Source organism: Vibrio sp. 10N.247.310.24, assembly GCF_041467175.1.
GTDB lineage: Bacteria > Pseudomonadota > Gammaproteobacteria > Enterobacterales > Vibrionaceae > Vibrio > Vibrio tasmaniensis_A.
Genome location: NZ_JBFSUD010000018.1, coordinates 32907 through 57867, shown reverse-complemented (window position 1 = coordinate 57867; position 24961 = coordinate 32907). Strand labels below are relative to the sequence as shown.

Annotated in this window: 22 protein-coding genes and 1 riboswitch; of the genes, 12 read left to right on the top strand and 10 right to left on the bottom strand. The window is 44.8% G+C overall.

Translation table 11 applies throughout. The annotated features are described in order from the left end of the window. Positions 1 to 9: 9 nt before the first annotated feature. The 3 genes from cysN (at position 10) to cysC (ending at position 3875) form a co-directional block, all read left to right on the top strand. Positions 10 to 1440: a sulfate adenylyltransferase subunit CysN gene (cysN, locus tag AB6E08_RS08305; RefSeq protein WP_004735272.1), complete on the top strand. Its 1431-nt coding sequence runs from the start codon at positions 10 to 12 to the stop codon at positions 1438 to 1440. Positions 1441 to 1505: 65 nt separating this feature from the next. Continuing rightward, positions 1506 to 3230, top strand: coding sequence for an SLC13 family permease (locus AB6E08_RS08300; protein WP_017080873.1), 1725 nt, complete (start codon positions 1506 to 1508; stop codon positions 3228 to 3230). 24 nt (positions 3231 to 3254) lie between these two features. Beyond that, positions 3255 to 3875 carry an adenylyl-sulfate kinase gene (cysC, locus tag AB6E08_RS08295; RefSeq protein WP_017100019.1) on the top strand — a complete coding sequence of 207 codons (621 nt, stop codon included), beginning with the start codon at positions 3255 to 3257 and terminating at the stop codon, positions 3873 to 3875. A gap of 167 nt (positions 3876 to 4042) precedes the next feature. Here cysC and AB6E08_RS08290 read toward each other — a convergent pair whose 3' ends face one another. The 7 genes from AB6E08_RS08290 to AB6E08_RS08260 all read right to left on the bottom strand — a co-directional run bounded on the left by AB6E08_RS08290 (position 4043) and on the right by AB6E08_RS08260 (position 9743). Beyond that, positions 4043 to 4951 (bottom strand): TIGR03899 family protein, encoded by a 909-nt coding sequence (locus AB6E08_RS08290; protein WP_017100020.1) that lies wholly within the window; start codon positions 4949 to 4951, stop codon positions 4043 to 4045. A gap of 351 nt (positions 4952 to 5302) precedes the next feature. Continuing rightward, positions 5303 to 5818 (bottom strand): DUF3299 domain-containing protein, encoded by a 516-nt coding sequence (locus tag AB6E08_RS08285; protein ID WP_009847763.1) that lies wholly within the window; start codon positions 5816 to 5818, stop codon positions 5303 to 5305. A gap of 14 nt (positions 5819 to 5832) precedes the next feature. Further along, positions 5833 to 7092 carry an ABC transporter permease gene (locus AB6E08_RS08280; RefSeq protein WP_009847762.1) on the bottom strand — a complete coding sequence of 420 codons (1260 nt, stop codon included), beginning with the start codon at positions 7090 to 7092 and terminating at the stop codon, positions 5833 to 5835. Then, the gene (locus tag AB6E08_RS08275; RefSeq protein WP_017100021.1) at positions 7089 to 7805 is read right to left on the bottom strand and encodes an ABC transporter ATP-binding protein; all 717 of its coding nucleotides are present in this window, start codon (positions 7803 to 7805) and stop codon (positions 7089 to 7091) included. Before AB6E08_RS08275 ends, AB6E08_RS08280 begins: the two co-directional genes overlap by 4 nt. A 139-nt stretch (positions 7806 to 7944) precedes the next feature. Further along, a complete protein-coding gene (locus AB6E08_RS08270; RefSeq protein WP_371692652.1) occupies positions 7945 to 8769 on the bottom strand; it encodes a DUF2796 domain-containing protein in 825 nt (274 codons plus the stop codon). A 41-nt stretch (positions 8770 to 8810) separates the two neighbouring features. After that, positions 8811 to 9101 carry a DUF2607 domain-containing protein gene (locus AB6E08_RS08265; protein WP_012604884.1) on the bottom strand — a complete coding sequence of 97 codons (291 nt, stop codon included), beginning with the start codon at positions 9099 to 9101 and terminating at the stop codon, positions 8811 to 8813. Between the two features lie 90 nt (positions 9102 to 9191). Next, positions 9192 to 9743, bottom strand: a complete 552-nt coding sequence (locus tag AB6E08_RS08260) for a YtfJ family protein (RefSeq protein WP_009847759.1) — start codon at positions 9741 to 9743, stop codon at positions 9192 to 9194. Between the two features lie 252 nt (positions 9744 to 9995). Between AB6E08_RS08260 and AB6E08_RS08255 the strand changes: the two genes are divergently transcribed. Continuing rightward, entirely contained in the window at positions 9996 to 10196 is a 201-nt protein-coding gene (locus tag AB6E08_RS08255) for a DUF1107 family protein (protein WP_004735283.1), read from the top strand. Between the two features lie 271 nt (positions 10197 to 10467). Here AB6E08_RS08255 and msrA read toward each other — a convergent pair whose 3' ends face one another. Then, on the bottom strand, positions 10468 to 11097 hold the full coding sequence (msrA, locus tag AB6E08_RS08250) for a peptide-methionine (S)-S-oxide reductase MsrA (protein ID WP_017100023.1): 630 nt from the start codon (positions 11095 to 11097) through the stop codon (positions 10468 to 10470). 212 nt (positions 11098 to 11309) lie between these two features. On the opposite strand from msrA, the gene AB6E08_RS08245 reads away from it, so the two are divergent. From AB6E08_RS08245 to AB6E08_RS08235, 3 genes are read left to right on the top strand one after another with little or no spacing between them, the layout of a single operon-like run. Continuing rightward, positions 11310 to 13022: an autotransporter assembly complex family protein gene (locus AB6E08_RS08245; RefSeq protein ID WP_017100024.1), complete on the top strand. Its 1713-nt coding sequence runs from the start codon at positions 11310 to 11312 to the stop codon at positions 13020 to 13022. After that, complete coding sequence (locus tag AB6E08_RS08240) at positions 13019 to 16777, top strand: translocation/assembly module TamB domain-containing protein (RefSeq protein ID WP_102250213.1); 3759 nt, start codon at positions 13019 to 13021, stop codon at positions 16775 to 16777. Before AB6E08_RS08245 ends, AB6E08_RS08240 begins: the two co-directional genes overlap by 4 nt. 48 nt (positions 16778 to 16825) lie before the next feature. Continuing rightward, positions 16826 to 17179, top strand: a complete 354-nt coding sequence (locus AB6E08_RS08235) for a gamma-glutamylcyclotransferase (RefSeq protein WP_017100026.1) — start codon at positions 16826 to 16828, stop codon at positions 17177 to 17179. A gap of 106 nt (positions 17180 to 17285) precedes the next feature. Here AB6E08_RS08235 and fbp read toward each other — a convergent pair whose 3' ends face one another. Then, positions 17286 to 18296 (bottom strand): class 1 fructose-bisphosphatase, encoded by a 1011-nt coding sequence (fbp, locus tag AB6E08_RS08230; protein WP_009847754.1) that lies wholly within the window; start codon positions 18294 to 18296, stop codon positions 17286 to 17288. Between the two features lie 268 nt (positions 18297 to 18564). Here fbp and mpl point away from each other — a divergent pair, with 268 nt between their 5' ends. The 5 genes from mpl (at position 18565) to thiQ (ending at position 24196) form a co-directional block, all read left to right on the top strand. Next, positions 18565 to 19923: a UDP-N-acetylmuramate:L-alanyl-gamma-D-glutamyl-meso-diaminopimelate ligase gene (gene mpl / locus AB6E08_RS08225; RefSeq protein ID WP_372067245.1), complete on the top strand. Its 1359-nt coding sequence runs from the start codon at positions 18565 to 18567 to the stop codon at positions 19921 to 19923. Between the two features lie 37 nt (positions 19924 to 19960). Beyond that, positions 19961 to 20584, top strand: coding sequence for a flavin prenyltransferase UbiX (locus AB6E08_RS08220; protein ID WP_372067242.1), 624 nt, complete (start codon positions 19961 to 19963; stop codon positions 20582 to 20584). Between the two features lie 43 nt (positions 20585 to 20627). Then, positions 20628 to 20747: riboswitch (TPP riboswitch) on the top strand. Positions 20748 to 20800: 53 nt separating this feature from the next. Continuing rightward, positions 20801 to 21793 (top strand): thiamine ABC transporter substrate binding subunit, encoded by a 993-nt coding sequence (thiB, locus tag AB6E08_RS08215; protein ID WP_372067240.1) that lies wholly within the window; start codon positions 20801 to 20803, stop codon positions 21791 to 21793. Positions 21794 to 21878: 85 nt separating this feature from the next. Next, positions 21879 to 23492: a thiamine/thiamine pyrophosphate ABC transporter permease ThiP gene (gene thiP / locus AB6E08_RS08210; protein WP_017100030.1), complete on the top strand. Its 1614-nt coding sequence runs from the start codon at positions 21879 to 21881 to the stop codon at positions 23490 to 23492. Beyond that, positions 23492 to 24196, top strand: a complete 705-nt coding sequence (gene thiQ, locus AB6E08_RS08205; protein ID WP_029225386.1) for a thiamine ABC transporter ATP-binding protein — start codon at positions 23492 to 23494, stop codon at positions 24194 to 24196. Before thiP ends, thiQ begins: the two co-directional genes overlap by 1 nt. A 126-nt stretch (positions 24197 to 24322) precedes the next feature. Here thiQ and yjgA read toward each other — a convergent pair whose 3' ends face one another. Then, positions 24323 to 24847: a ribosome biogenesis factor YjgA gene (gene yjgA, locus AB6E08_RS08200; RefSeq protein ID WP_009847748.1), complete on the bottom strand. Its 525-nt coding sequence runs from the start codon at positions 24845 to 24847 to the stop codon at positions 24323 to 24325. Between the last annotated feature and the right edge of the window lie 114 nt (positions 24848 to 24961).

Sequence of the window (24961 nt, the reverse complement as noted above, 5' to 3'; positions counted from 1 at the left end):
GAAAGAAAAATGAATAGTGCAGTAGAAGCCGAATTGGCTGAACTAGGGATTGAAGGTTATCTAAGTCAGCATCAGCATAAATCTATGCTTAGATTTTTAACTTGTGGCTCGGTAGACGACGGTAAAAGTACGTTAATCGGTCGCTTGCTCCATGATACAAAGCAGATTTATGAAGATCAGCTAGCAGCGGTTCACTCTGATAGCCAACGAGTGGGTACCACAGGTGAGAAACCTGATTTAGCACTGCTTGTTGATGGCTTGCAGGCTGAGCGTGAGCAAGGGATTACGATCGATGTGGCTTATCGTTACTTCTCGACTCAAAAGCGTAAATTCATTATTGCTGATACCCCAGGGCATGAGCAGTACACGCGCAACATGGCAACAGGCGCTTCAACGTGTGATCTAGCGGTGATCTTGATTGATGCTCGTAAGGGCGTTCTGGATCAAACACGTCGTCACTCGTTTATTTCTAACCTGCTTGGTTTGAAGCACTTCATCGTCGCAGTCAACAAAATGGATCTCGTCGAGTACTCGCAAGATCGTTTTGAAGAGATTCGCGATCAGTACCTAGAGTTTGCTGAAAACCTAGAGGGCGAAACTAATATTCAGATTTTGCCAGTTTCCGCACTTGAAGGTATTAACGTTGCTGCGCCAAGCAAAGAGCTTGCATGGTTCGAAGGTCCGTCTCTATTAGAAGTGTTAGAGAACGTCGACATTGACCAAAAACGCTCTGCGGGCGAATTCCGTTTCCCTGTGCAGTATGTCAATCGTCCTAACTTAGATTTCCGTGGCTTTGCTGGCACCGTGGCTTCTGGTCGTGTCAGCGTGGGTGATGAAATCAAGGCGTTGCCTTCAGGTAAAACTTCTAAGGTGGCAAGCATTGTGACCTTTGATGGTGAACTTGAATCAGCACAAGCGGGTTTGGCGGTAACACTGACTCTTGAAGATGAAATTGATATCAGTCGTGGTGATTTGATTGTGCTGGAAAACGCGCAAATTGAATCTACTAACCATGTATTGGCTGACATCGTGTGGATGACAGAACAACCACTGCAACCGGGTAAAGCTTACGACATCAAGATCGCAGGCAAGAAAACCGTCGGTCAAGTTGAAACGGTTCGTCACCAGTATGACATCAACAACCTGTCGACCCACGCTGTCGATGAGTTGCCACTGAATGGTATTGGCTTGTGTGAATGGTCACTGAACGAGACTGTCGCATTGGATAAATACCGTGAAAGTGCCGATACCGGTGGCTTCATCGTTATCGACCGTCTAACCAACGTGACGGTTGGTGCTGGTTTGATTCGAGACCGTTTGGACTCTGTTGAACAGCAAGTCGGTAACTTCTCTGCATTTGAACTTGAGTTCAACGCTCTAGTTCGTAAGCACTTCCCTCATTGGGATGCCAAAGATCTAAGCCAACTACTGAAGTCATAAACGACCAAGTAACAGCTTATTGAATCAGGCGGAAACCGATTGTTTCCGCCATAAAGGACGGGTATATGTGGCAACAAGGATTTGTATTAGCGATTTTGCTCGGCATCATTACTTGCCTGCTCGTTACCCGTATTAAGCCAAGCTTTATCTTTGCTGGCGCGGCTTTTATTGCTTTTATGGCTGGTATGATCGACTTGTCGAGCCTAGCCAATAACTTCACTAACTCCTCGTTACTGACTTTAATTCTTCTGATCCTCGCATCAAGTGCGTTGGAGAAAACTCGCTTAATCAGCTGGGTTAGCCGCAATATCTCTGAAGGTAGGCTAGGTACCGTGGTTGCGAAGTTGGGTATTTCCACAGCGCTACTTTCTTCTTTTACTAATAACACAGCGGTGGTTGTCTCTTTGATCGGTGCGATCAAACGCAATCAACAGCACGCGCCATCTAAGTTACTTATCCCTTTGTCATACGCTGCCATTTTAGGCGGAACCCTGACATTGATCGGCACTTCAACCAATTTGATCATCAATAGTTTTGTTGAAGATGCGGGATTGCCAAGCTTAAACTTTTTCACACCAACCTTGATCGGTTTAGCGGTCTTGGTGGGTGGTGTTTTGATTCTTATCCCTCTGAGTTACTTCTTACCAAGCTACGATGATGGGTCGCAGGACGATCTGCCTTACTTTCTAGAGGCGCGAGTTGAACCTGGCTCACCGTTAGTTGGCCGCAGTGTTAGCGAAAATAATCTCAGAGCTTTGAGAAAATTGTTCTTAGCCGAAGTGATTCGCGACGGTAAGACCACGGCTTCGATTGACCCTGATTTTATTCTTCAAGCTCGTGACCGGTTGCTGTTTTGTGGCGACGTTGAAAGCGTAGCGACACTACAAGAAATTCAAGGGTTGACCCTGTTTGGCCAGCATCACCTTAACGGCCAGAGCTTTGTTGAAGTGGTGGTGAGTTCGTCGGCAAGCTTCTGTAATAAAACCCTCAAAACAAGCCAGTTTAGAGACCGTTTCGATGCAGTTGTAGTTGCTATTCGTCGTGGCCATGAGCGCCTTGAAGGTGGGCTAGGGAATATCACATTGACCGCTGGTGATACCTTGATTTTGGTTCCCGGTAAACGCTTTGAAGAACAGCGCCAGCAACACAACAAAGAGTTTGTGTTGATGAATGACTTGGACTCGAGTGCCAAGCTTGATGCCGATAAATCGACGTTTGTGTTGCTCGGCTTTGCCAGTGTGATTGGGTTATCGCTCGCTGATGTAGTCCCTATTATTAAAGGGCTAGCGGGATTTTTATTATTGCTAGTGGCATTTGGTGTAGTACAACTTGGTGAGCTTCGCCGCCGCTTCCCCGTCGATATTGTCGTGATCGTTGGTTCGGCACTCTCTATTGCTCAACTGATGATTTCATCTGGGTTGTCTGAGCGAATGGGGCTGATGTTTATGGAAGCCTTTAATGGCTGGGGCGTGTTTGGAGCGCTAGTCGCGACCTATTTCATGACGTTGGTCCTGACTGAGTTGGTGACCAATAATGCGGCCGCGGCACTCTCGTTCCCAATTGGCTACAGTATGGCTGTCGGTTATGGCGTTGACCCAATGCCGTTTATTATGGCGGTTCTGTTTGGTGCCAGTGCCAGTTTTATTTCGCCATACGGCTACCAAACCAACTTACTTGTTTATAGCGTAGGTAATTACCACCTTACGGATTATCTGCGCATCGGCATCCCAATCTCGATTGTTTATTCGGGTTTGGTGCTGACCCTAATTCCTTATTTTTTCCCATTTTAATGCTGTTTATTTAAAGGACTAATTATGACCGCAGTACTCAAACCAAAAGATGAGAATGTTGTGTGGCATCAACACTCGATTGATAAAACATTCCGCTCTGATCTGAAATCACAAAAGCCAGCCGTGCTCTGGTTCACGGGATTATCTGGTTCTGGGAAGTCGACAGTCGCTGGAGCATTAGAAAATCGCTTGGCACAGCTTGGTTACCATACTTACTTATTGGATGGCGATAATGTGCGTCATGGGTTATGTAGCGACCTTGGCTTCTCTGAGCAGGATCGCCGAGAGAATATCCGTCGTATTGGTGAACTTGCTAAATTGATGGCGGATGCGGGTTTGATTGTATTGTCAGCGTTTATTTCTCCACATCAAGCGGAGAGACAGTTGGTGCGTGATTTATTGCCGGAAGGTGAGTTTCTTGAGGTGTTCGTCAATACACCACTTGAGGTTTGCGAACAGCGTGACCCTAAAGGCCTGTATAAGAAAGCACGTGCTGGAGAGATCCCGAACTTCACTGGTATCAGTTCAGCTTACGAAGCGCCTCAGAGCCCTGAGATAGATCTACCCGCGGGCGAAAAGACACTCGATGAACTGGTCGAATTGTGTATTGAGGCTTTAGAGAAGCGTAATATTTTATCCAATTGAGATCGATGGTATGACTAAGGCTACTCTCCTGTTTATCTGCTTAATTCACTGCGGATAAATAGTGCAGCCTTGGTTTTCCGAGACAAGAACCTTATCCTCTAGATTCTCTTCACTCTTATCAATACTCTTCACAGCGTACACCGTCTATTTTTTACAGTATCGATTGTCTAGACGGTGTAGTTCACACTGCTTTTAACTTCTGTTTGAACCGTAAATTTTTGGCTCAATAGCGCAATCAGCTGGTCGTAATACTGCGTGTTAGGCTTGTTGCCAAGTAAGTTGCAAAGCTCATTGCCTGTTGGACTGAATCGGTAGTAAATCAGCTTTACCCCTTTTGATAATGGTGCCAGTGACATGCCCTTACCTTGATAAGTTAAGTGCAGAGCAGGATCGAAATCAATCTCTCCAGATTCTAGTTCTGTGCCCAGAATAATCCCGAGTTCAATCAAGTGGAGCAAGCTAGAGTAGGGAAGGTTGTGTCCACCAAGATTGATGGTGTTGGTGGTGTCCCTTTTACCAAAGCTGAAGATTCCAGCATGGGATTTAAAGCCGAGTAACAGTTTTCTGCTGTTATCACTACCAAAGCTACAACCAAGTGACGCTGCTCTTTGCAGGGTGAGCGCTTCTTTTGGTGTCATGTCTTTTAAGATCTGCAGCGCTTTCATCGAAGTCGAGCCTGGGTTGGTGACTTCTCGTTTCAGTACTTGAGCCCATAGCCTCTGCATCGATGTATTGTGGATCTCTTGTGCCATATCGAAGAAACGGTATAGCCAGTCCTGATCAGGATCTCCAGCCGCTTCATCCTTACATGAAGAGTGTGCCAACTTTAGAATCTGTTCTAGGTTCTTTTGGCGAAGCTCTCTACGTTTTTTCTCTCGTAATAGTGCCCGTTCGATAAGCGTACTCTCAGCTTTATCGTTTGGCTTTGCACTATGACCAATTAAGGAATCGAGGCCGAAGCTTTGTGCGATGTGCCGCATTCTGCTTGCACTATCGGCAATATGAGGCTTTTTCTCATGCTTTTGCTGTGTATCGCTAGCATGCTCAATGATCACTGGCTGTTTGGTTTCTGACATAAGAGTACCCTAAGGAAACGACTTAACTGTCTAAAATGTAACTCTTTATCTTATTGGTGGCTAGATTTTGCGTGCAGAGTTGAAGGTTTCAACAAAATTTTACTTTTGCTAATGATAATAAAATGTTAAATTTGTTGTAATTCTCAAGGAGGAGTTATGAATCAAGTCAATGATAACAAGCTGAAGAAACAGCTTAGTATAGGGTTATTACTCGCTACTTACGTCGCTGTTCTAGCGTACTTGTCTAATTACATCGCATAATTTAGAATAAAATTATCGTTATTAAACTGTTATTGAATGATCTCACTCGTTCAGTGACGGCAGCTCATCCGTGAGCCACCCTTCTAATGACTACATGTCGTCATATTCTTCAATCGCAGTACCTTCAATAAGATAACCGGTTTGAGCTAAGTCGTGGCTTATTGACTCGGTTTTTAGTGTACCTACTAAATAAATCACATCCCATAGCTGCTGGATTGGAGCGCCTTGTGGGAACTTCACGTAGATGATTTGGTTCGGCGGCGGTGGCGGTACGTGGATACATGCGCCAAAGTACGGTACTAACAGAAACTCAGTGATCATGTTCTCATCGCCTTCCAATGGAATCACAAAGCCAGGAATCTTGACTGTGCTGCCATTCAGCTCTGGGCGAACAGCGCCAAGTGTCGATTGTTGAGGTTTGTCCATACTGTCGTGGTTAACCATAGGCATACCAAATGAGTCGAGTTGTGCTCGCTCTGACTCTGGAATCAAGTCAATCCAATCGAGTGTTAATACCGATTCGTCAGTCTGAGTGGTTTCAGCGTGAGCTGTGCTGATAAATGGGAACATAAGTAACCCAAGTATCAGTAGGAATTTGCGTTGCATCGTAGGTTCCTATTTTAGATTCGGATAGTCATGCCATCAGACAATGACTGACGGTAAGCTCTGAAAGCGGGAATAAAGCCAATAATGATTCCGGCAACTTGCACCAACATAAGCAGTTTCCACTCATGGGGTGTGATTGCGGATACCGATATGTTGATACCATAACTTTGTTGCACAATAGGAGCAACTACTGCGATTAGCGCAAACAACACGGCAACACCCAATGTGATACCGAGGAAGGTTAGGGCACTTGCTTCACTGATCAGTAAACCGAACACATGACGAGGCCTTGCTCCCATCGCGCGCAGAATGGCCATCTCTCGACGTCTTTCTTGCAAGCTAGTGAGTAGACTACTCAGCATCCCTAACAGTCCCGCGATTACCACAAACCCTGAAACAATCAGTAGTGCTTGCTCTGCTACGGCCATCATTCCCCACAATTCGTGAAGCGCAATACCTGGCATAATGGCGCTCAAAGGTTCTTGGCGGTAGTTATTGATTTCTCGTTGCAGTGCAAAGGTTTGGATCTTCGATTTAAGGCCAACCATCATCGCGGTAATCTGCTTTGGTTGGAAGTCACGTTGCTTTAGCGCTTCAGCATTCGGTGTGTGGCCTAGGTTAGCCCCCGATTCCCAACCAACGTGAATCGCTTCAATGGCCTCTAACGAAACATGCACCGTTTTATCTACTGGTGTGCCGGTTGGCGCGAGTATTCCGACAATGGTGAAGGGCAGGTTGTCGTGGCGACTGAAGGCGACATCACTGATACCGTGCGCCAGAATGATGTGATCGCCAATCTTGTAATCTAACTTCTTCGCGACATCGGCACCAATCACGACATCAAATAGCTGATTGAACTCTTTGCCTTGTTGAAAAGTAAGTGGTTGCTTACTTCCATAGCGATAATTATCAAAGTAACTATGGTTCGTGCCCATTACACGAAAGCCTTTATGTGAATCTCCCAATGAGATGGGTATCGCCCACTTTACAGCATTATGTTGGCTAAATTCTTGATAGCTTTTCCAGTCGATGTTGTTGGTTGCATTACCAATCCTAAATACCGAATAAAGCAGTAGGTTTACCTGACCAGAGCGGCCACCAACAATAAGGTCGGTACCTGAAATCGTATTAGCAAAACTGCTCTTTGCTTCGGTTCTTACACGTTCAACACCGAGTAATAGAATCACTGATACTGCCACGGTGAGAATCGTCAGAATAGCGGTGGCTTTACGGTTGAGTACGCTTTTTAGGGCTAAGTGAGTAATTACTTTCATACGACAACCTTAGCTTGGTTAACGGTTTTTAAATCTATGGTTCGAGTGAACAGCTTTTCTAATGTTGGATCGTGACTGACAAATATCAGAGTAGACCCGGCTTGATTTGCTTGCTCTAGTAACAATTCGATGAAGGCTTCTCGGTTGTCATGATCCAAAGCCGAGGTTGGCTCGTCGGCAATAATGATTTTCGGTCGGCCGATCAAAGCGCGAGCGGCAGCAACACGTTGTTGTTGACCAATGCTCAACTCGGTAACAGGCTTGTCCATTAGAGCTTGAGGTAGCTTTAATCTGAGCAACAACTCTTGAGCGGTTGCTTGCAGGCTGTTCTGACTTTCAGTGACTTGCTGCTTACGAATCTTAGAAAACTGGCAAGGAAGCGTCACATTGTCGATCACTGACAAGTAAGGAAGCAGATTAAATTGTTGGAATATATAGCCAATATGATCGGCTCTGAACTTGTCCCTCTGACGAGGTGTTAGCTGTGTGAGGTCTTGGCCAAGGATTGAAACTTCACCTTGTTCAGCTTGGTTGATTCCGGTCAGTAACCCTAGCAATGTTGACTTTCCACAACCACTAGGCCCTTTGATGAAAAGGTGCTCTTGGGCTTGGATATGCAGTGAGGGGATCTCTAGCGTTGGGGGTAATTCAGGCTTCCAACGAAAGCTGATATTTTCGAGTTTGACCACAAGTGATGAACTGTCAAAAGACATATTAGCTCCAATGATTAAAGCGGTGTATTTACTGGACAGCTACTAGAAAAATAAATTCCCAGAACACACCGATTTGCACAACCAAGTAAGTGACTACTTACTTGGCTGCGTATCTACGTTTAATTCAATCTAATACTGATTAGAATCGAAAACTAATACGATCTGCGTTAAGCACTTCTTGAATTTGAGCGCTGTCAGTTAGAAGGTTTACCGTCATTGATTTTGTGTTGCTGAACTTAGAGAACCATTGAGTGCTCACGGTATCTAGCTTCGCAATATCTGAACATTGGTAATGGTACTCGACAGTGAATTCGCCGTGCCCACCTTCTGAATGGTCATGGCCTTCATGGTCATCATGATCGTGTTCAGCATGGTCATGGCCTTTGTGGTCATCATGGTCGTGTTCAGCATGGTCATGGCTTTTGTGGTCATCATGGTCGTGTTCTGCGTGATCATGACCGTTGTGGTCGTCATGGTCGTGTTCAGCATGGTCATGGCCTTTGTGGTCGTCATGATCGTGTTCAGCATGGTCATGGCCTTTGTGGTCGTCATGATCGTGTTCAGCGTGGTCATGGCCTTTGTGGTCATCATGGTCGTGTTCAGCGTGTTCAGCGTGGTCATGGCCTTCATGGTCATCATGATCGCCTTCCAAGGTGTTCGTCACCGACTTGAACTTCAGAGTACAGCTTGCATTTTTGAAACCAAATAGCTCATCTGGCTTGTTTAATTGCGCAATCGCTTGTTCAAATACTTTCTTTTGCTCAGCAGTTTCTGGAGCATGTTCAAAGCCAACCACATCAGCGCCGGGAGCTGTTACTTCAACAAGTAGTTCTTGCCCATCTTGAGCGATGTTCACCTCAACTTTACCGTGCACGTGTGCTTCGTGAGAGCGGAATTCTTCGTTAGCTAGAACATTAGTAGAGACAGTCATACCGATAACAACGGCTAGAATAGTAGGTTTCATGTTTTTTTCCTGAATAAAGGTTAATTAAAAAGTAGTGGTAATTAAGAAATCTTTACAGGAGGTGAACGTGCTAAATAAGCGAAATACAGGCGCTGTAACGAAACGACTGACTCTGTGATAGCGACAGTAAATTCCGAATGGAACTCTGGGATCTGTGGAAGTGAATGCGCCGTTATGAACTGATTTATCGAAAACAGCTCACAATGATGTGAAGAGTGATGATGTGGGTCGATATCCACAATATGTGTCGCTGCTAACACGCTCAACATGAGCATCAGCCCAAGCAAGAAGCCTGTTTTACGTTTCACATTATTAGGTGTGTTTTTCCACATCAGGATGATTAACCACAGAATTAAAAAAGGATACTGTTATAATATAACAATATCCTTTGGTCAGGTCTCGAAAAAGACGCGAATATCTTATTAAAGGCTCGCTTTAATCAACTCAATAACTTGAGTGACTTCTGAGTCGTTTAATGCCCCTTCTTTAACAAACAATATTTTACCTTGCTTGTCTTGAACGATAATCGCTGAGCTCTCTTCTTTTAAAGCCCATGATGACGCTACGGTTCCGTCTTCATCTAGCACCATAGAAGACCATGGAAATTCTTCTTTGCTACTTTCTGCTGACGATTTAACAAAAGACCCAGTCCCCCAAATCGCATCATCTTGGTTGATGATGGTAGTGGTTTGGTAGCTGTCTTCTGCGAATTTCGATGCTGTAATTGCTGCCATCAGTTGTGCGTTGAGCTCTTTCGAGCTGCTACGGCCAGCAATAGCTTGAACGACGCGAACTTTACCTAGAAGATCATTGGTTGCCCAAGCTTGATATCCAGTATTTCCGTCGTTTAGTACGATTTCACCATAGTTGCTAACATCGACAGCAGGCAGAGTTGCACCGACTGATAGATTATGAGCATTGGCGAAAAGTGGAGAGGCTGCGGCTAAAAAAGCCAGTAGAGTTTTGTTTTTCATTATATTTTTGTTCCGCTTATTGGTTTGCTCTGGAAGTATAATATGAAATTTGAAAAATGCCTCTTTAACTTTTTTATCGTACGGTGTAGAAATAAGTTGCAGGCTTGTTACCAAAAGGTATAATGCATCAATATCGAGATGAACAATAGATTATCTTGCTGTTTGCTAAAGGAATTAGCGATTTAATGTGCTTTGAATACGTTGGTGTTCAGGTACGTGGCTGTAGTACTCAAATGGAATTGAGGTTGTATTATGTTAAGAAAATTTTCTACTTACCGTCCACATCAGGTGGCGCGTTTCGTTAAAGTCCTGTTCAAAGGCCAGTTTGCTATAGAGGGTATCGGAGAGTTTCGCTTCGACCAAGGCAAGGTGCTTCTTCCTGAAGTTTCAGACAAACAAAAGCTAACGATTTTTAAAGAGGTTAACGGCACCATTGCTGCGCTGCCGGTGTAACTGACTGTTATAGATTTGCATTTCGTCAAATAGATTTCCATTAAAAAAGGGCTTCCTAGCGGAAGCCCTTTTTTAATGGATGTTGTTCTAGTTTGTATGCCTAATACCAATCGTAGTAAATAACTGTTCATCCTAGCTGGTTAAAACACTCGATAACATCGTTAGAAATTTTGATTGTAGAATAACTACTTATCAAAAATTTCTGCCTTGTTCTCAAGCATTTTTCCTGCGCTATTTATGATCACTTACTTACTGTGATTGGTATAACACATTATTGCGGAGGGAAGCACACACCTGTTCCACCCAATCCACAATAACCATTCGGATTTTTAGCTAGGTATTGCTGGTGGTAGGTTTCTGCGAAAAAATATTTTCCAGCAGGCAGAACTTCCGTTGTGATTTCGTTGCCCAAAGATTCAGTCATTGCTCGTTGGTATTCACGTTTAGAGTGCTCAGCGATAGTCTGTTGTTCTTCGCTGAAGGTGTATATCGCAGAACGGTATTGAGTCCCTAAATCGTTGCCTTGGCGCATCCCTTGAGTTGGGTCATGACGCTCCCAAAAGGTTTCAAGTACTTGAGCGAGAGATGTTTGTTCGCTATCAAAAATGACACGAACGACTTCGGTATGGCCAGTTTGTCCGCTACATACCTGCTCATAAGTGGGGTTAATTGTGTATCCACCAGCGTAGCCAACAGATGTTGAAATAACGCCGTTCAACTGCCAGAACAAACGCTCAGCTCCCCAGAAGCATCCCATACCAAGTAGGACTTCTTGTTGAGAACCCGTAGGAGCATTGAGCAAGTCAGTTTGATTGACGAAATGGCGCTCAGTGATTCGGATTGGGTCAGCATTTCCCGGTAATGCGGTTGCTGCGGAAACCAGTTGTTGTTTGTTTAGCATGTTATATTCCTTTTCGCATACGTTTACCGCGTTAGTTAACATTAGATCTAGGTTTATATTAACTGGAGGCTCATATTAACGGCCGGTTAATATTGATTAAGTCTTTACATTAGACCGTGTTATTGCCGGATTTATTGCAGACTCAATGTCGTTTTAGCGGTATGATTTCTTTTCACTTATTAACGTATTGATAACTTCTTCACCAATTAAACATGATAAGAAAAACTTTACCAGTTCTGATTGGCACTCTACTGTCATCGACGCTCGCTTTTGCTGACGTTTCCCTTGATATTAAAGGGTTGGATGGCGCGCTTGCAGATAATGTGGATGCTTATCTGAGTGCGATTCCTGAAGAAGAGTATTCGGTCTCATTAAGATTTCAATCTCGCTTGGAGTCGATGATCAACGAAGCGTTGAATGCATTAGGCTACTACCAACCTAATATCACATTTACTCATTCTGAAGATGATACCGAATTGACTGTTACGGTTGAGCCGGGAGAGCCGGTTGTTATTTATGCTTCAGATATTGTTCTGACTGGTGAAGCCAAAGATGATCCTGATTTTTTGGCCTTAATAGCTAAGAGCAAGTTGTCTAAAGGTTCGATTTTGAATCATGGTAACTATGACTCTTTAAAATCATCGATCCGCAATCTTGGATTAGCGAAAGGTTACTTCGATGGGGCGTATGATCTTAGCAAACTAGAAGTCGCTCCTGAATTAAACCGCGCTTATGTCCGCCTTCATTATAACAGTGGTATTCGTTATCACTTTGGCTCTACTCAGGTTACTGGTAGCCAAATAGAAGAAGAGAAGGTGCAGTCACTTAAACCATTTGAAGATGGCGAACCTTACTCGATAACCAAAGTTGGTGAATACAACCAAAACCTTTCCAATACGGATTGGTTCTCTTCAGTCTTTGTTGAGCCTGATTTAAGTCAATTGGGTGAAGGTCGAGAAATTCCGATGAAGGTAAGCCTTGCTCCGCAAGCGCGGAACCAAATTGAAACGGGTATCGGTGTATCAACAGACTTGGGTGTAAAAGGTACCCTTAAATGGAAGAAACCTTGGGTTAATGAGAAAGGTCATAGTTTTAATAGTAGTTTATCGATCTCCAAGCCTGAGCAGACGATTACGGCGGCTTATAAAATCCCATTGGATGACGTGCTTAATGACTACTATCAAATTAAGTATGGAATGAAGAATCTGGATAACCGTGATACCAAGAGTTTGGAGTCAAACTTAGCCTTAGAAAGGTACTGGCGTCTAGATAATGGTTGGCAACGCACGGTATTCATTCGATACCTAGTCGAAAACTATAAACAAGGTTTACAAGACGATTTGGCGCAGTTTGTGTTGCCAGGTGTCTCTTTCTCACGCACTCGAACCCGAGGCGGTTCAATGCCGATGTGGGGCGATAAACAAACCATCATGGTTGAAGCGGCTGATGATACCTTGTTATCTGAAACCCAAGTCGTACGTTTTCAAGGGCAAACCGCATGGATTCGAAGCATTGGTAATAACCACCGAGGTTTAACCCGCCTTCAATTCGGCGGAAACTTTGCGGACGAATTTGATAAGTTATCTCCTTCTTTAAGATTTTTTGCGGGTGGTGATAATAGCATCCGTGGTTATGGCTATGAGTCTATCTCTCCTCGAGATGAAAGTGGCGCACTAACGGGGGCGAAATTCATTGCAACCAGTTCGTTTGAATACCAATATCGCTTAGTTGGGAATTGGTGGGGAGCGGCTTTCTACGATATTGGTGATGCATTCAATGACACGCCAGAGTGGAAACATGGTACTGGTGTCGGGATTCGTTGGGCGTCCCCCGTCGGTCCTGTGAGTTTAGATTTTGCTTGGGGTCTAGATGCGAAAAAAGGTGATGAGTTCCAACTGCACTTTAGTTTAGGGCCAGAATTATGATCAAAGTGGTGGGTAAGTGTATAAAGTGGGCGTCGATTTCATTGACGTCTATTTTGTTATTGTTGATAGCCCTACTAGGTTTTGTTTTGTTCACCAATTCGGGGTTGAACACTGTGTTGTGGGGCGCTGAAAAAGCATTGCCACAACTGAAAGTGGAAAGTACTAAAGGCGCTCTTTTCCCAAGCTTTACGCTTAATAATGTCCAGTTCAAAGATGATAGCCTGCATATCGATACCAAGGTTGAAAATTTGGTATTGGCGATCAATCCGCGCTGTCTGCTTGACCCTAAAGTATGTGTTGACCGCTTAGCAATTCAAGGGCTGGACTTTGCACTTACTGAATTGCCACCAGCTTCTACAGAAGAGGCAGAACCTACTCCGCCCGTAACATCGGTAAAAACACCACTACCAATCGTCATTAATCGAATCGCTTTATCTGATATCAAACTGAATATCTTAGGTCATGAAATTGAATGGGGTTTGTTCTCTACTGCCCTGAGTATGCAGGGGGAAAAGCTGACAGTATCGCCAACCTTATTCAATGATCTTAAGGTTAAACTTGCAGAGTCTACTGAAGATCCACAATCAGAAATTGTCGAGCCAGATACTGCAACTAAGACAGCTATCGAGTTGCCTGAAGTTTGGATTCCTTTACAGATTGTGTTGGAGCGTTTTGATCTCAACCGTTTCACTCTAGAACAAGAAGCGCCAATTGTTGTGAATCACCTCGGGTTAGAAGCTCGCGCGGGTAAACACACGGTTGACGTTTCCAGTCTCGAACTCGATATGCCACAAGCAAGCGCGAACCTAACGACGAAGGTTGAGCTCAAGGGCGGCTATCCGCTAGAGCTTTCTTTGGGGGCGTTGGTGAAAGAAACCGATCTTGCTGGTCAGAAACTGTCTCTGAAAGCACAAGGCAGCGTGGCTAAGTTAAGCCTAGAGTCTCAGTTCTCCGAATTGATTGAGGCAAAGTTGTCTGGGGATATTCAACCCTTAGAACCGACTCTGCCATTTGACCTTCTTTTAGAGGGAGGTAAAGCGCAATGGCCTTTGACAGGTAAAAGTGACTACCAAGCTGCAATTGAGAAATTCAAAGCCGATGGTTCATTAGATGGTTTTAATGTGCAGCTTAAAGCTGAAGCCGATGGTAAGGAGATACCTGCCTTAACAATAGATCTACAAGGTAAAGGCACCACGGAACAGATTGAACTTGAACGCTTGAAACTGAATACCTTGGGTGGCGAACTAAATGGTGTAGTTAAAGCTAACTGGAAGAAGCTCGTTAATTGGCAAGCCGATGTGACGCTCAAAGACATACAACCGGGTCTGCAGTGGCCAGAAGCCGAGGGTAACATTAGCGGAAGCATCGTAACTTCGGGTGAACTGACACAAGCGGGTGGTTGGGCGATTGAACTACCTAAGCTCGATATCGAGGGGATCCTACGAGAATACCCTCTGGATATCAAAGGGCAGTTGTCAGCGTCAGATCGCAGCGCGAGCGGTGAACCTAAACTGAAAACCAGTGGTTTGAGCTTGGCTCACGGTGTTAATTCGATTAAGGCTCAAGGGCAACTGGATAAGCAATGGGGTATGGGCGTTGCGATTAATTTTCCACAGTTAGATAAGAGTGTTCCAGAGCTGACGGGTAAAGTGATGGGTAATATCCAGCTTAGTGGCCCAACGAAAGAGCCAAAGGTCGATCTCGCACTTAATGTTGATAAGGTCGATTGGAATAACGAAGCAACACTAGAATCCTTATCGCTTAATGGCTCAGTGGTTCCTCTGCCATTGCCTGAAGCTCAAGCCGATCTTGTATTGAAAGCTAAGAACTTAACCTATCAAGAACAAAATGTGGAAAGCATTGATTTAACCGTGAATGGCGGTGAGAAGCAGCATACCGTAACACTTGATGTGATATCCGATATAGTGTCGACCAGTTTGGCTATCTCTGGAGAATTGATTCAGAAGCCTTCTCTTATTTGGGATGGGTCGTTAGACAGAGTCAGAATTACCACTCAACAGGGACCTTGGGTATTAGACCAACCCGTTGCGATTAAGGCGGATGTCGATAAGCAGTATGCCGACGTTCAAGCGCACTGTTGGAAGCAATCGGGTTCGAGCGTGTGTCTGGATGAGGATATCCGCGCTGGAAAGTCAGGTGAGGCCAAACTGGGCGTTAACCAATTCGACTTTGAGCAGATCCAAGCCCTCATGCCTAAAGAAACGCAATTACAGGGTTTAGTCAATGCGACCGCTCATGCCAAATGGTCGGAACAAGGTGAACCTGAGGTGACGGTAAGCGTCGATATGCCGAAAGGTCAGGCTGTTCAACAAGTTGGTGAGCCAATCACACTCGGTTGGGAAAGCGTTGCATTGAATGCACAGTTGAAAGACAACCAACTGAACGCCGACTTTAAACTGGATGTTTCCGACAATGGTGACCTGTCTGGCTCGGTGTCGTTACCAGACATTCTCGCAGAAGACAAAATGGTCGATGCGGCAATTAAGCTGACAACTTTCCATCTGGACTTCTTACAGCCAATCCTCGGCGAATACAACCTGTTGAAGGCCGATCTTGAGAGTGACCTACAGGTAAAAGGCTCTTTGATGCATCCTCAAGTCTTTGGTCAATTCTCTGTTGATGGTATTCAAGTCAAAGGCGATGTCACACCAGTCGATATTAAAGATGGTCGTATTGACCTCGATTTTGACGGCTACAGCGCGAAGTTAGATGCCAATGTTGAAACACCCGATGGTCACCTTGATATCGAAGGCTCCGGGGATTGGCAGGATCTTAAAGCATGGCACTCTAATGTCAGAGTGTTTGCCGACGAGTTGATGGTTGATATTCCGCCTATGGTTAAGGTGAAGGTCGTGCCTGACATGACCATTGATGTCACTCCAGAGCTTGCAAAAATTACGGGTGATATCGCATTACCGTGGGGACGTATCGTTGTCGAAGACTTACCACCGTCAGCGGTCGGCGTCTCTTCTGATCAAGTTATCTTGAATAAAGATCTTGAGCCAGAGAGCGAAGACACGATTCCATTCAATGTGATGACCAATATTAATATCTCCATTGGTGATGACTTTAAATTGTCAGCATTCGGTCTTGAAGGCGACTTGGTTGGTAAGCTCAATGTGGCTCAAAAAGACCAAGGTCCTTTTATCACAGGTGAGGTAAACATCGTCGATGGTACTTACCAATCCTTTGGACAAGATCTCTTGATCAAAGAAGGTAAGATTCTAATGAATGGTCCTCCAGATCAGCCATATGTAGCGATCAATGCGATACGTAACCCTGATAATACTCAGGATGATGTGACAGCTGGTATTCGAGTGACAGGCCCGGCGACAGAGCCGACCATCGAAATTTATTCTGATCCTGCGATGCCGCAAGCCAATGCGTTGTCTTATATTTTGCGTGGTCAAGATATTGATGGTGAGTCGAATGGTTCAATGACAACGACCTTAATTGGCTTAAGCTTGGCGAAGAGCGGCAAGGTTGTCGGCGAAATTGGTGAGGCTTTTGGCGTACAGGACTTGCAACTGGATACTGCAGGCTCTGGAGATGATTCCCAGGTTACGGTCAGCGGCTACATTCTCCCTGGTTTACAGGTGAAGTATGGCGTAGGTATCTTTAACTCGTTAGGTGAGTTTACTGTTCGTTATCGATTGATGCAGGATCTCTATGTTGAAGCCGTATCGGGGCTAGACAGTGCCGTGGATCTTCTCTATCAATTTGAATTCGAGTAACACTTGAGTCGTGATTGATTAGCGGATGACGAATGCTGAGGAGGGGTTATGCAGCAACTTGTTTTTGTTTATGGAACCTTGAGGCAAGGTCAGTCCAACCACCACTATTTGCAGCAGTGTGAGTGCTTAGGAAGATTTGACACCCCTGAGGAATACGCTCTTTTTGATTTAGGTGCCTATCCAGCGATGATTTCTGGAAAGAAAAATGTCGTTGGCGAGGTCTATATCATTAACGACGAAGTCTTGGCGTCGCTCGATCGGCTAGAAGATGTTCCTGTTGAGTATCGTCGCGAGAAAATAGAGACTATATTTGGATTAGCATGGGTATATTTGTATCAGCTTGATCTAACGGCTAATAAAGAAATATTTTCGGGTGATTGGTGTAAGCGGGACAACCCGTAATAGTTATCTATCCGTAACATCTATGTATTCTGAGTTGTCGAACAAAAAGCCAGCATGTAAATGCTGGCTTTTTTAATGGCGTTAACTTGAAAAATAAGCGAGACGGTTAGTCTCGGTTAAGTTCAAGGAACTCTTCTACTTTTTTCACCATGTTCTTAGAACCGACAAAGAAAGGCACACGTTGGTGCAGTTCTGTTGGTTTTATATCCATGATGCGTTGGGCGCCATCGGAGGCAATACCGCCAGCTTGCTCCATGATGAAGGCTATTGGGTTGCACTCGTACAGCAGACGCAGTTTACCTTGAGGGTGGCTTTGCGTACTCGGGTATAAGTAGATACCGCCTTTCAGAAGATTACGGTGGAAATCTGATACTAGAGAACCGATGTAACGTGATGTGTAAGGGCGGTTGTCGCTTGGCTCATTTTCTTGGCAGTACTTGATGTACTTTTTAACACCCGTAGGGAAGCGAATATAGTTACCTTCGTTGATGGAATAAATCTTACCTTCATCAGGGATCATCATGTTTTCATGAGACAGACAGAAGGTGCCCAGAGATGGGTCGTAGGTGAAGCCATTTACACCTGCACCAGTTGTGTAAACAAGCATAGTTGAAGAGCCGTAAATTACGTACCCCGCGGCTACTTGCTTGTGTCCTGGCTGTAGGAAGTCTTCTTGTGTTGGTGGGGTACCAACAGGCGATACTCGACGATAGATAGAGAAGATTGTACCAACAGATACATTGACATCGATGTTTGAAGAACCATCAAGTGGGTCCATCAGAACGACGTATTTTGCGTTTTTGTTGAGCTCTTTATTGAAGGCGACAGCTTCGTCTTCTTCTTCACTTGCAACACCACAAACTTGATCACGAGCTTCTAGAGCCGCTTTAAACTTGTCGTTCGCGTAAAGGTCTAGCTTTTGCTGTTCTTCACCTTGAACGTTGTCTGTACCAACAGCGCCAGTGATGTCGACTAGACCAGCCTTGTTGATCTCACGGTTAACAATTTTTGCAGCAAGTCGAATAGACGACAAAAGGGATGATAGATCACCGCTTGCATGGGGGAAGTCACTCTGTTTCTCAACAATGAACTCACCAAGGGTGCGCATCTCAGACATGTTATTTCCTTAAACTTCTCTCAATATTAGGGGGATTTGAGCACTATAGAATTTGCCTCTTACTCGGGCTTTATTCATCTAGACGCCTACTTAAATTCTAAAGGTTAGATCTTTTTAATGGTAATGAACTAAGCGACGCAGATCTCACTTACTATGTCGACTAAATTTGTTTTGCATTGCTACTCGCTTTTAATCGCCATTTAATGATAATGAGTGCAGTAGTTTGATTTAGACATGGTTCATTTAGCCAAGCGTTTGGAAGCAATTTATGCATATTCATATCTTAGGAATTTGTGGCACCTTCATGGGAGGTGCTGCGGTATTGGCTCGTCAATTAGGTCACAAGGTTACCGGTAGTGACGCGAATGTTTATCCACCAATGAGCACTTTGCTGGAGTCTCAAGGGATTGAAATTATTGAAGGGTTTGACCCAAGCCAGTTAGAACCAAGGCCAGATCTCGTGGTGATTGGTAATGCGATGAGTCGTGGCAACCCGTGTGTTGAGTATGTATTGGATAACAACCTTAGATACACTTCAGGGCCGCAATGGTTGCAAGAGTTCTTGTTGCATGATCGTTGGGTATTAGCGGTATCGGGAACGCATGGCAAGACAACGACATCGAGCATGCTGGCTTGGATTTTAGAAGACTGTGGCTATGCGCCTGGCTTCTTAGTGGGCGGCGTGTTGGGTAACTTTGGTATCTCTGCTCGCCTTGGTGAAAGCATGTTCTTCGTGGTCGAAGCCGACGAATACGACAGTGCTTTTTTTGATAAACGATCTAAGTTCGTTCACTACCACCCAAGAACCTTGGTAATGAATAACCTCGAGTTCGATCATGCTGACATCTTCGATGATCTTGAGGCGATTAAGCGTCAGTTCCACCACTTAGTGCGCACTGTGCCAGGTAATGGCCGAATTTTCTCTCCTAAAGAAGATACGGCGATTCAAGATGTTTTATCTCGCGGATGCTGGAGTGAGACAGAATCGAGTGGTGAACAAGGTGATTGGGATGCCAAGAAGCTGGTTAAAGACGGGTCTCAATTTGGAGTGTACTTCCAAGGCGAATGCGTAGGAACTGTCGACTGGAATTTGGTTGGCGACCATAACGTCAATAATGCTTTGATGGCGATTGCAGCTGCGCGACATGTAGGGGTGACACCTGATTTAGCGTGTGAATCGTTGGCGAAGTTCATCAACACCAAACGTCGTCTAGAGTTTAAAGGCGAAGTGGCAGGCGTTTCTGTCTATGACGATTTTGCTCATCACCCAACGGCAATTGAACTTACGCTGAGCGGTTTACGTAATAAGGTCGACACGAAAAAAATAATTGCCGTTTTAGAGCCTCGTTCTGCCACAATGAAACGTGGAGTGCACAAAGAAACGCTGGCTGATTCGTTGAAGCAAGCGGATTCTACTTACTTATTCCAACCCGATAACATTGATTGGTCAGTACAAGACGTCGCCGATGCGTGTCACCAACCCGCGCACGTGAGTGATAACATGGATGCATTCGTTGCTAAAATTGTCTCTGAGGCACAAGCGGGTGACCAAATCTTGGTAATGAGTAATGGTGGCTTTGGTGGTATTCACCAGAAACTGTTGGATGGATTGGCACTCAAAGGCTAACGCATCCTCGACCTTATAATTTGAAGTAATTGAGAACATGACAAAACACGATAAAGCGATAACTCTGGCTTTCACTGGCGCATCCGGTGCGCCTTATGGCCTGCGTTTACTTGAATGCCTTTTGGCCGCCGATTATCAGGTCTACTTGCTGATATCATCGGCAGCGCGAGTGGTGTTGGCGACCGAGCATGAACTTAAGTTACCTGCTGGGCCAGATGCTGCGAAACAAGCTTTGGTTAAGCATTTAGATTGCGACCCAGAAAAGCTGGTGGTGTGTGGCAAAGATGATTGGTTCTCACCGGTTGCATCTGGTTCAGCAGCACCGAAGCAGATGGTGGTGTGTCCATGCTCTGCAGGAAGCTTGGCATCGATTGCTCATGGCATATCAGATAACTTAATCGAGCGTGCAGCCGACGTGGTTATGAAAGAGCGAGGACAGTTGTTGTTGGTGGTTCGTGAGACGCCATTTTCTACGTTGCATTTAGAGAATATGCACAAACTCTCGACCATGGGCGTGACGATCATGCCTGCAGCTCCGGGTTTTTATCATCAACCTAAGTCGATTGAAGACCTGGTCGACTTTATGGTGGCACGCATTCTAGACCATCTTGGTATCGAGCAAGGTTTAGTGCCACGTTGGGGTTACGATCAACGTAATTGATCCAAACTTGATGGCTTATTGTTAAAAATCAAATTACAATCCTGAATACTCATCGGGGAGCGAACCATTCAAATAATGAATGCGAGCTGAGATCAAGCAGACACTTGGGACCCGTAAACCTGAACCAGATAATGCTGGCGTAGGAATTGAGTTAGGAACAACCTCTACCGTTCTCCTCCCTCAAACCTGTGCCGCTCAGACCATGGAGAGCGTCCAGTGAAATTAACATTAACAACTCTTGCTGTTACTACAGCCATCTCTTTTTCTGCCTTCGCAGCAGACAACACCTTAACGGTTTACACTTACGACTCTTTTGCTGCGGATTGGGGCCCTCGTCCTGCCGTTGAAAAAGCATTCGAAGAAAAGTGTGGTTGTGATGTGAATTTTGTCGCGTTAGAAGATGGTGTGTCTATTCTAAACCGCTTACGTCTTGAAGGTGGTAACAGCAAAGCTGACATCATCTTAGGCCTAGATAATAATCTCATGGCTGAAGCGAAATCTACAGGCTTATTGGCTGAGCACAGTGTTGATACATCATCTGTGACGCTTCCTAACGGTTGGAACGACAGTACCTTTGTTCCTTATGATTTTGGTTACTTTGCGTTTATCTATAACAAAGAGAAGCTAGCAAACCCGCCAAAGAGCCTGAAAGAACTGGTTGAGCAGCGTGATGACCTCAAGGTTATCTATCAAGATCCACGTACATCAACACCAGGCCAAGGCATGATGCTTTGGATGAAGTCGGTTTACGGTGATGAAGCAACTGCAGCATGGAAGAAGCTTGCTCAGAAAACGGTTACTGTGACTAAAGGCTGGTCTGAAGCTTACTCTATGTTCCTAGAAGGAGAGTCTGATTTAGTGTTGTCTTACACAACTTCTCCGGCTTATCACATTATTGCAGAAAGTGATTCTAAGTACGCAGCTGCAAGCTTTGAAGAAGGTCATTACACTCAAGTTGAAGTGGCAGCCAAGGTAAAAGGTAGCAAGAACGAGAAACTTGCTGATGAGTTTATGGCGTTTATTCTAAGTGACGAATTCCAATCAGCGATGCCAACGGGCAACTGGATGTACCCAGTGACGGACATCGAACTACCAAAAGGGTTCGAGCAGTTAACGGTACCGCAGAAAGCTCTGAGCTTTACGCCTGAAGAAATTGCCGCTAAGCGCAAGCCTTGGATTCGCGAATGGCAGAGTGCACTTACTTTTTAACTTACTATTAAAAAGATGAGCGTCCTGTACTTAAAGGCTCATTCGTGATGTTTGGAATGAGCCATTTACGGTAAATAATTAATTTATGATAAAGAAAACACCTAAGGTCGGGATCTGGGTTGCGATACTCATTACCGCCTTCGTGGTTTCAGCAGTTGGGGCATTGCTTAGCAATGCCCCTTCTCTTGATATCAGCCAAGTATGGTCAGATCCTTACTATTGGCATGTAACGAAATTCAGTTTTTATCAAGCGATACTCTCAACTGTGCTGAGTGTTGGCTTTGCTATACCCGTTGCTCACGCTCTGTGTCGCAGGCAATTTTTTGGACGAGCTTTGTTGTTAAGACTGTTCGCGTCGACTTTGGTTCTGCCTGTGTTAGTCGGTGTCTTTGGCTTGCTCGCGATTTATGGGAATAGTGGTTGGTTAGCTAAATTTTTGGCTAACTTCGACATTGAATTACCATTCTCGATTTATGGTTTGAATGGCATTTTGCTGGCGCACGTTTTCTTTAACCTGCCTTATGCTAGCCGTTTACTTTTACAAGCTTTAGATACCGTACCTGCCGAGCAGCATAAGCTTTGTGCTCATTTGGGTATGAGTCATTGGAACAAATTCAGATGGGTTGAATGGCCTCGTTTAAGACAGCAACTGCCACATGTGTGTGGTTTGGTCTTTATGCTGTGTTTTACCAGCTTTGCTACCGTGATGGCACTAGGCGGTGGACCTAAATCAACCACTATCGAACTCGCTATTTATCAGGCGATTAAATTCGACTTTGACCTGCAGGCTGGTGCCTTGCTCGCTATATGGCAAATGCTGCTGTGTGGTGTGTTAGCTGTGAGCATTCAGCGCCTATCGAAACCTATTTCAGTGACAGCCAGTCAATTGTCGGAAGAGAAATATTTGGTTAAGGACTGCTGGTGGTCAAAAGCTTGGGATAGCTTTTGGATCATCACCGTCTCAATGCTGGTATTGCCGCCATTAGCTATGGTTATCGTCAGTGGCATTAACTCGCAGGCATTAATCGTACTGAGCAGCGAGCCGTTTTGGGCTGCGTTAATTACCTCGGTTAAAGTCGCGTCATTAGCAAGTGTTATCGCTGTTGGTATTGGTATCGCCATACTGCTGACTAGTCGAGCATGGCGTTTACAGAACAAGAATTTTCGAGCCGATAAAATCGAGTTGATTGGCACTATTATCTTAGTGACTCCAGGGCTTGTGATCAGTACGGGGCTCTTCTTATTACTGCGTTCATTCACCGATGTTTTCAGCTTAGCTTTCTTTATCGTGATTGCAGTAAACAGTTTAATGGCGCTTCCTTACGTAATTAAAACCTTGGCTCAACCTATGCTGCATTTGTCTCAGCAATATCAGTATGTGTGCGCAAGTTTGGGAATGATTGGTTTTACGCGTTTTAGGCTAGTGGAGTGGCGCGCATTGCGTAAACCGATGGCACAAGCCTTCTCGATCAGCTTTATGTTGGCAATGGGTGACTTAAGCGCGATTGCTTTGTTTGGTAGCCAAGATTTTAGAACTCTGCCTTTGTACCTATTCCAATTATTAGGCAGCTATCAAATGGAAGCTGCAGCTGTGGTTTCCGTGAGCTTATTGTTACTGAGTGTTGGCAGCTTTAGCCTGATTGAATTTTTATTTACTCGAAGATCTAAGCTCGATGCTAAAGAGTTGAGGAACCGATGATGTTAGTGATGAAAGATGTGGACTACCACTATCACAGAGAGTTGTTTTGCTTTGATTTTCAAGCTGAGCAGGGCGATATTGTTGCGCTTATGGGGCCAAGTGGCGCAGGTAAATCAACGCTGTTGGCACTGGTTGCTGGGTTTATTGAGCCCACTTCGGGTGAGATCTCTGTAGCGGGACAATCACTGATTGGCAAAGAAGCACATCAGCGTCCATTAGCGATGTTGTTTCAAGAGCACAATTTGTTTGCCCATCTCACCGTACGTGAAAATATTGGCTTAGGCTTGCATCCAGGGTTAAAGCTTACGGCAACCCAAAAGCACGAAGTCGAACAGGCCGCTACACAAGTGGGTGTCGCGGAGTATTTAGATAGATTGCCTGAGCACTTATCGGGCGGTCAACGTCAGCGTGTCGCGTTAGCTCGATGCTTTGTTCAGCCTCATGATATTTGGCTGCTTGATGAACCTTTCTCTGCGCTTGACCCTTTGCTTCGTGAGGAAATGCTTAACCTTGTTAGGCGATTAGCCGCCGAGCGAAACATTACGGTATTGATGGTTACTCACCACTTAGGTGATGCACGCAGTATCGCAAATAAGTTCGTTTTTGTAGCGCTAGGTAAGGTGTTGGTTGCAGACTCGATAGAGACACTGACGGCTGAACATCCACAGCAAGAGCTAAGCTCGTTTGTTAAAGCGGGTGAATGATGATTTTTTCACTCCTGTGAGTACTTATTGATATTGAGAGCTTCTTGATATCGAGTGCGTCAAAAACAAAAAGACCTAGCATGCGCTAGGTCTTTTATTATCTTTCTGATTAAAGGGCGGCGAAGATTAGTCGCCTAGCTTTAGCTCTTTTAAGATTTGGAATATTTCACGAGAAGACTTAGCCGGTTTATTTGCCGCTTTCTCTTTGTTAGCTTGACGAGCGAGCTGACGAAGACGTTGACGGTCAGCTTCCGGGTACATTTCCATAACGTCTGAAATGGCCGCATCGCCTTCTGCAACAACACGATCACGCAGTTGTTCTAGTTTGTGCAGTTCAACTGTTGCTTGAGAGTGTTTGTTGCGAATCTTATCTAAAGCCGCTTGAATTGGCTCTGGATCGACACTGCGCATTACTTTACCAATGTATTGAAGTTGACGGCGCTTCGCTTCATTTTTAAAGCGTTGTGCATCTTTAATCGCTTGTGCCAAATCTTCAGACAGCGGAAATTTGTCTAATACAGAAGGCTTTAGGTCAACAAGCTCTTCTCCCAGCTTTTGCAGGGCGTCCATGTCCGTTTTCATTTCTGTCTTACTTACCCAGATGATTTCTTCTTCTGGTTCCCATGGGGCTTTTTGGTTTTTGCGAGCCATCTTTTCTGCCTATGTCACTATCTCAAACGAATATATTGCCTATTTTAGCAAGAATCTTGGGGAGAAAGCGAAATTCTTGTTATCCTACGTAATATTGACCTAAAAAATTAGAAT

Excerpts from the sequence above, each read along its gene's own strand:
- cysN (WP_004735272.1), top strand. The coding sequence starts at position 10 with ATGAATAGTGCAGTAGAAGCCGAATTGGCTGAACTAGGGATTGAAGGT.
- AB6E08_RS08300 (WP_017080873.1), top strand. The coding sequence starts at position 1,506 with ATGTGGCAACAAGGATTTGTATTAGCGATTTTGCTCGGCATCATTACT.
- cysC (WP_017100019.1), top strand. The coding sequence starts at position 3,255 with ATGACCGCAGTACTCAAACCAAAAGATGAGAATGTTGTGTGGCATCAA.
- AB6E08_RS08290 (WP_017100020.1), bottom strand. The coding sequence starts at position 4,951 with ATGTCAGAAACCAAACAGCCAGTGATCATTGAGCATGCTAGCGATACA.
- AB6E08_RS08285 (WP_009847763.1), bottom strand. The coding sequence starts at position 5,818 with ATGCAACGCAAATTCCTACTGATACTTGGGTTACTTATGTTCCCATTT.
- AB6E08_RS08280 (WP_009847762.1), bottom strand. The coding sequence starts at position 7,092 with ATGAAAGTAATTACTCACTTAGCCCTAAAAAGCGTACTCAACCGTAAA.
- AB6E08_RS08275 (WP_017100021.1), bottom strand. The coding sequence starts at position 7,805 with ATGTCTTTTGACAGTTCATCACTTGTGGTCAAACTCGAAAATATCAGC.
- AB6E08_RS08270 (WP_371692652.1), bottom strand. The coding sequence starts at position 8,769 with ATGAAACCTACTATTCTAGCCGTTGTTATCGGTATGACTGTCTCTACT.
- AB6E08_RS08265 (WP_012604884.1), bottom strand. The coding sequence starts at position 9,101 with ATGTGGAAAAACACACCTAATAATGTGAAACGTAAAACAGGCTTCTTG.
- AB6E08_RS08260 (WP_009847759.1), bottom strand. The coding sequence starts at position 9,743 with ATGAAAAACAAAACTCTACTGGCTTTTTTAGCCGCAGCCTCTCCACTT.
- AB6E08_RS08255 (WP_004735283.1), top strand. The coding sequence starts at position 9,996 with ATGTTAAGAAAATTTTCTACTTACCGTCCACATCAGGTGGCGCGTTTC.
- msrA (WP_017100023.1), bottom strand. The coding sequence starts at position 11,097 with ATGCTAAACAAACAACAACTGGTTTCCGCAGCAACCGCATTACCGGGA.
- AB6E08_RS08245 (WP_017100024.1), top strand. The coding sequence starts at position 11,310 with ATGATAAGAAAAACTTTACCAGTTCTGATTGGCACTCTACTGTCATCG.
- AB6E08_RS08240 (WP_102250213.1), top strand. The coding sequence starts at position 13,019 with ATGATCAAAGTGGTGGGTAAGTGTATAAAGTGGGCGTCGATTTCATTG.
- AB6E08_RS08235 (WP_017100026.1), top strand. The coding sequence starts at position 16,826 with ATGCAGCAACTTGTTTTTGTTTATGGAACCTTGAGGCAAGGTCAGTCC.
- fbp (WP_009847754.1), bottom strand. The coding sequence starts at position 18,296 with ATGTCTGAGATGCGCACCCTTGGTGAGTTCATTGTTGAGAAACAGAGT.
- mpl (WP_372067245.1), top strand. The coding sequence starts at position 18,565 with ATGCATATTCATATCTTAGGAATTTGTGGCACCTTCATGGGAGGTGCT.
- AB6E08_RS08220 (WP_372067242.1), top strand. The coding sequence starts at position 19,961 with ATGACAAAACACGATAAAGCGATAACTCTGGCTTTCACTGGCGCATCC.
- thiP (WP_017100030.1), top strand. The coding sequence starts at position 21,879 with ATGATAAAGAAAACACCTAAGGTCGGGATCTGGGTTGCGATACTCATT.
- thiQ (WP_029225386.1), top strand. The coding sequence starts at position 23,492 with ATGTTAGTGATGAAAGATGTGGACTACCACTATCACAGAGAGTTGTTT.
- yjgA (WP_009847748.1), bottom strand. The coding sequence starts at position 24,847 with ATGGCTCGCAAAAACCAAAAAGCCCCATGGGAACCAGAAGAAGAAATC.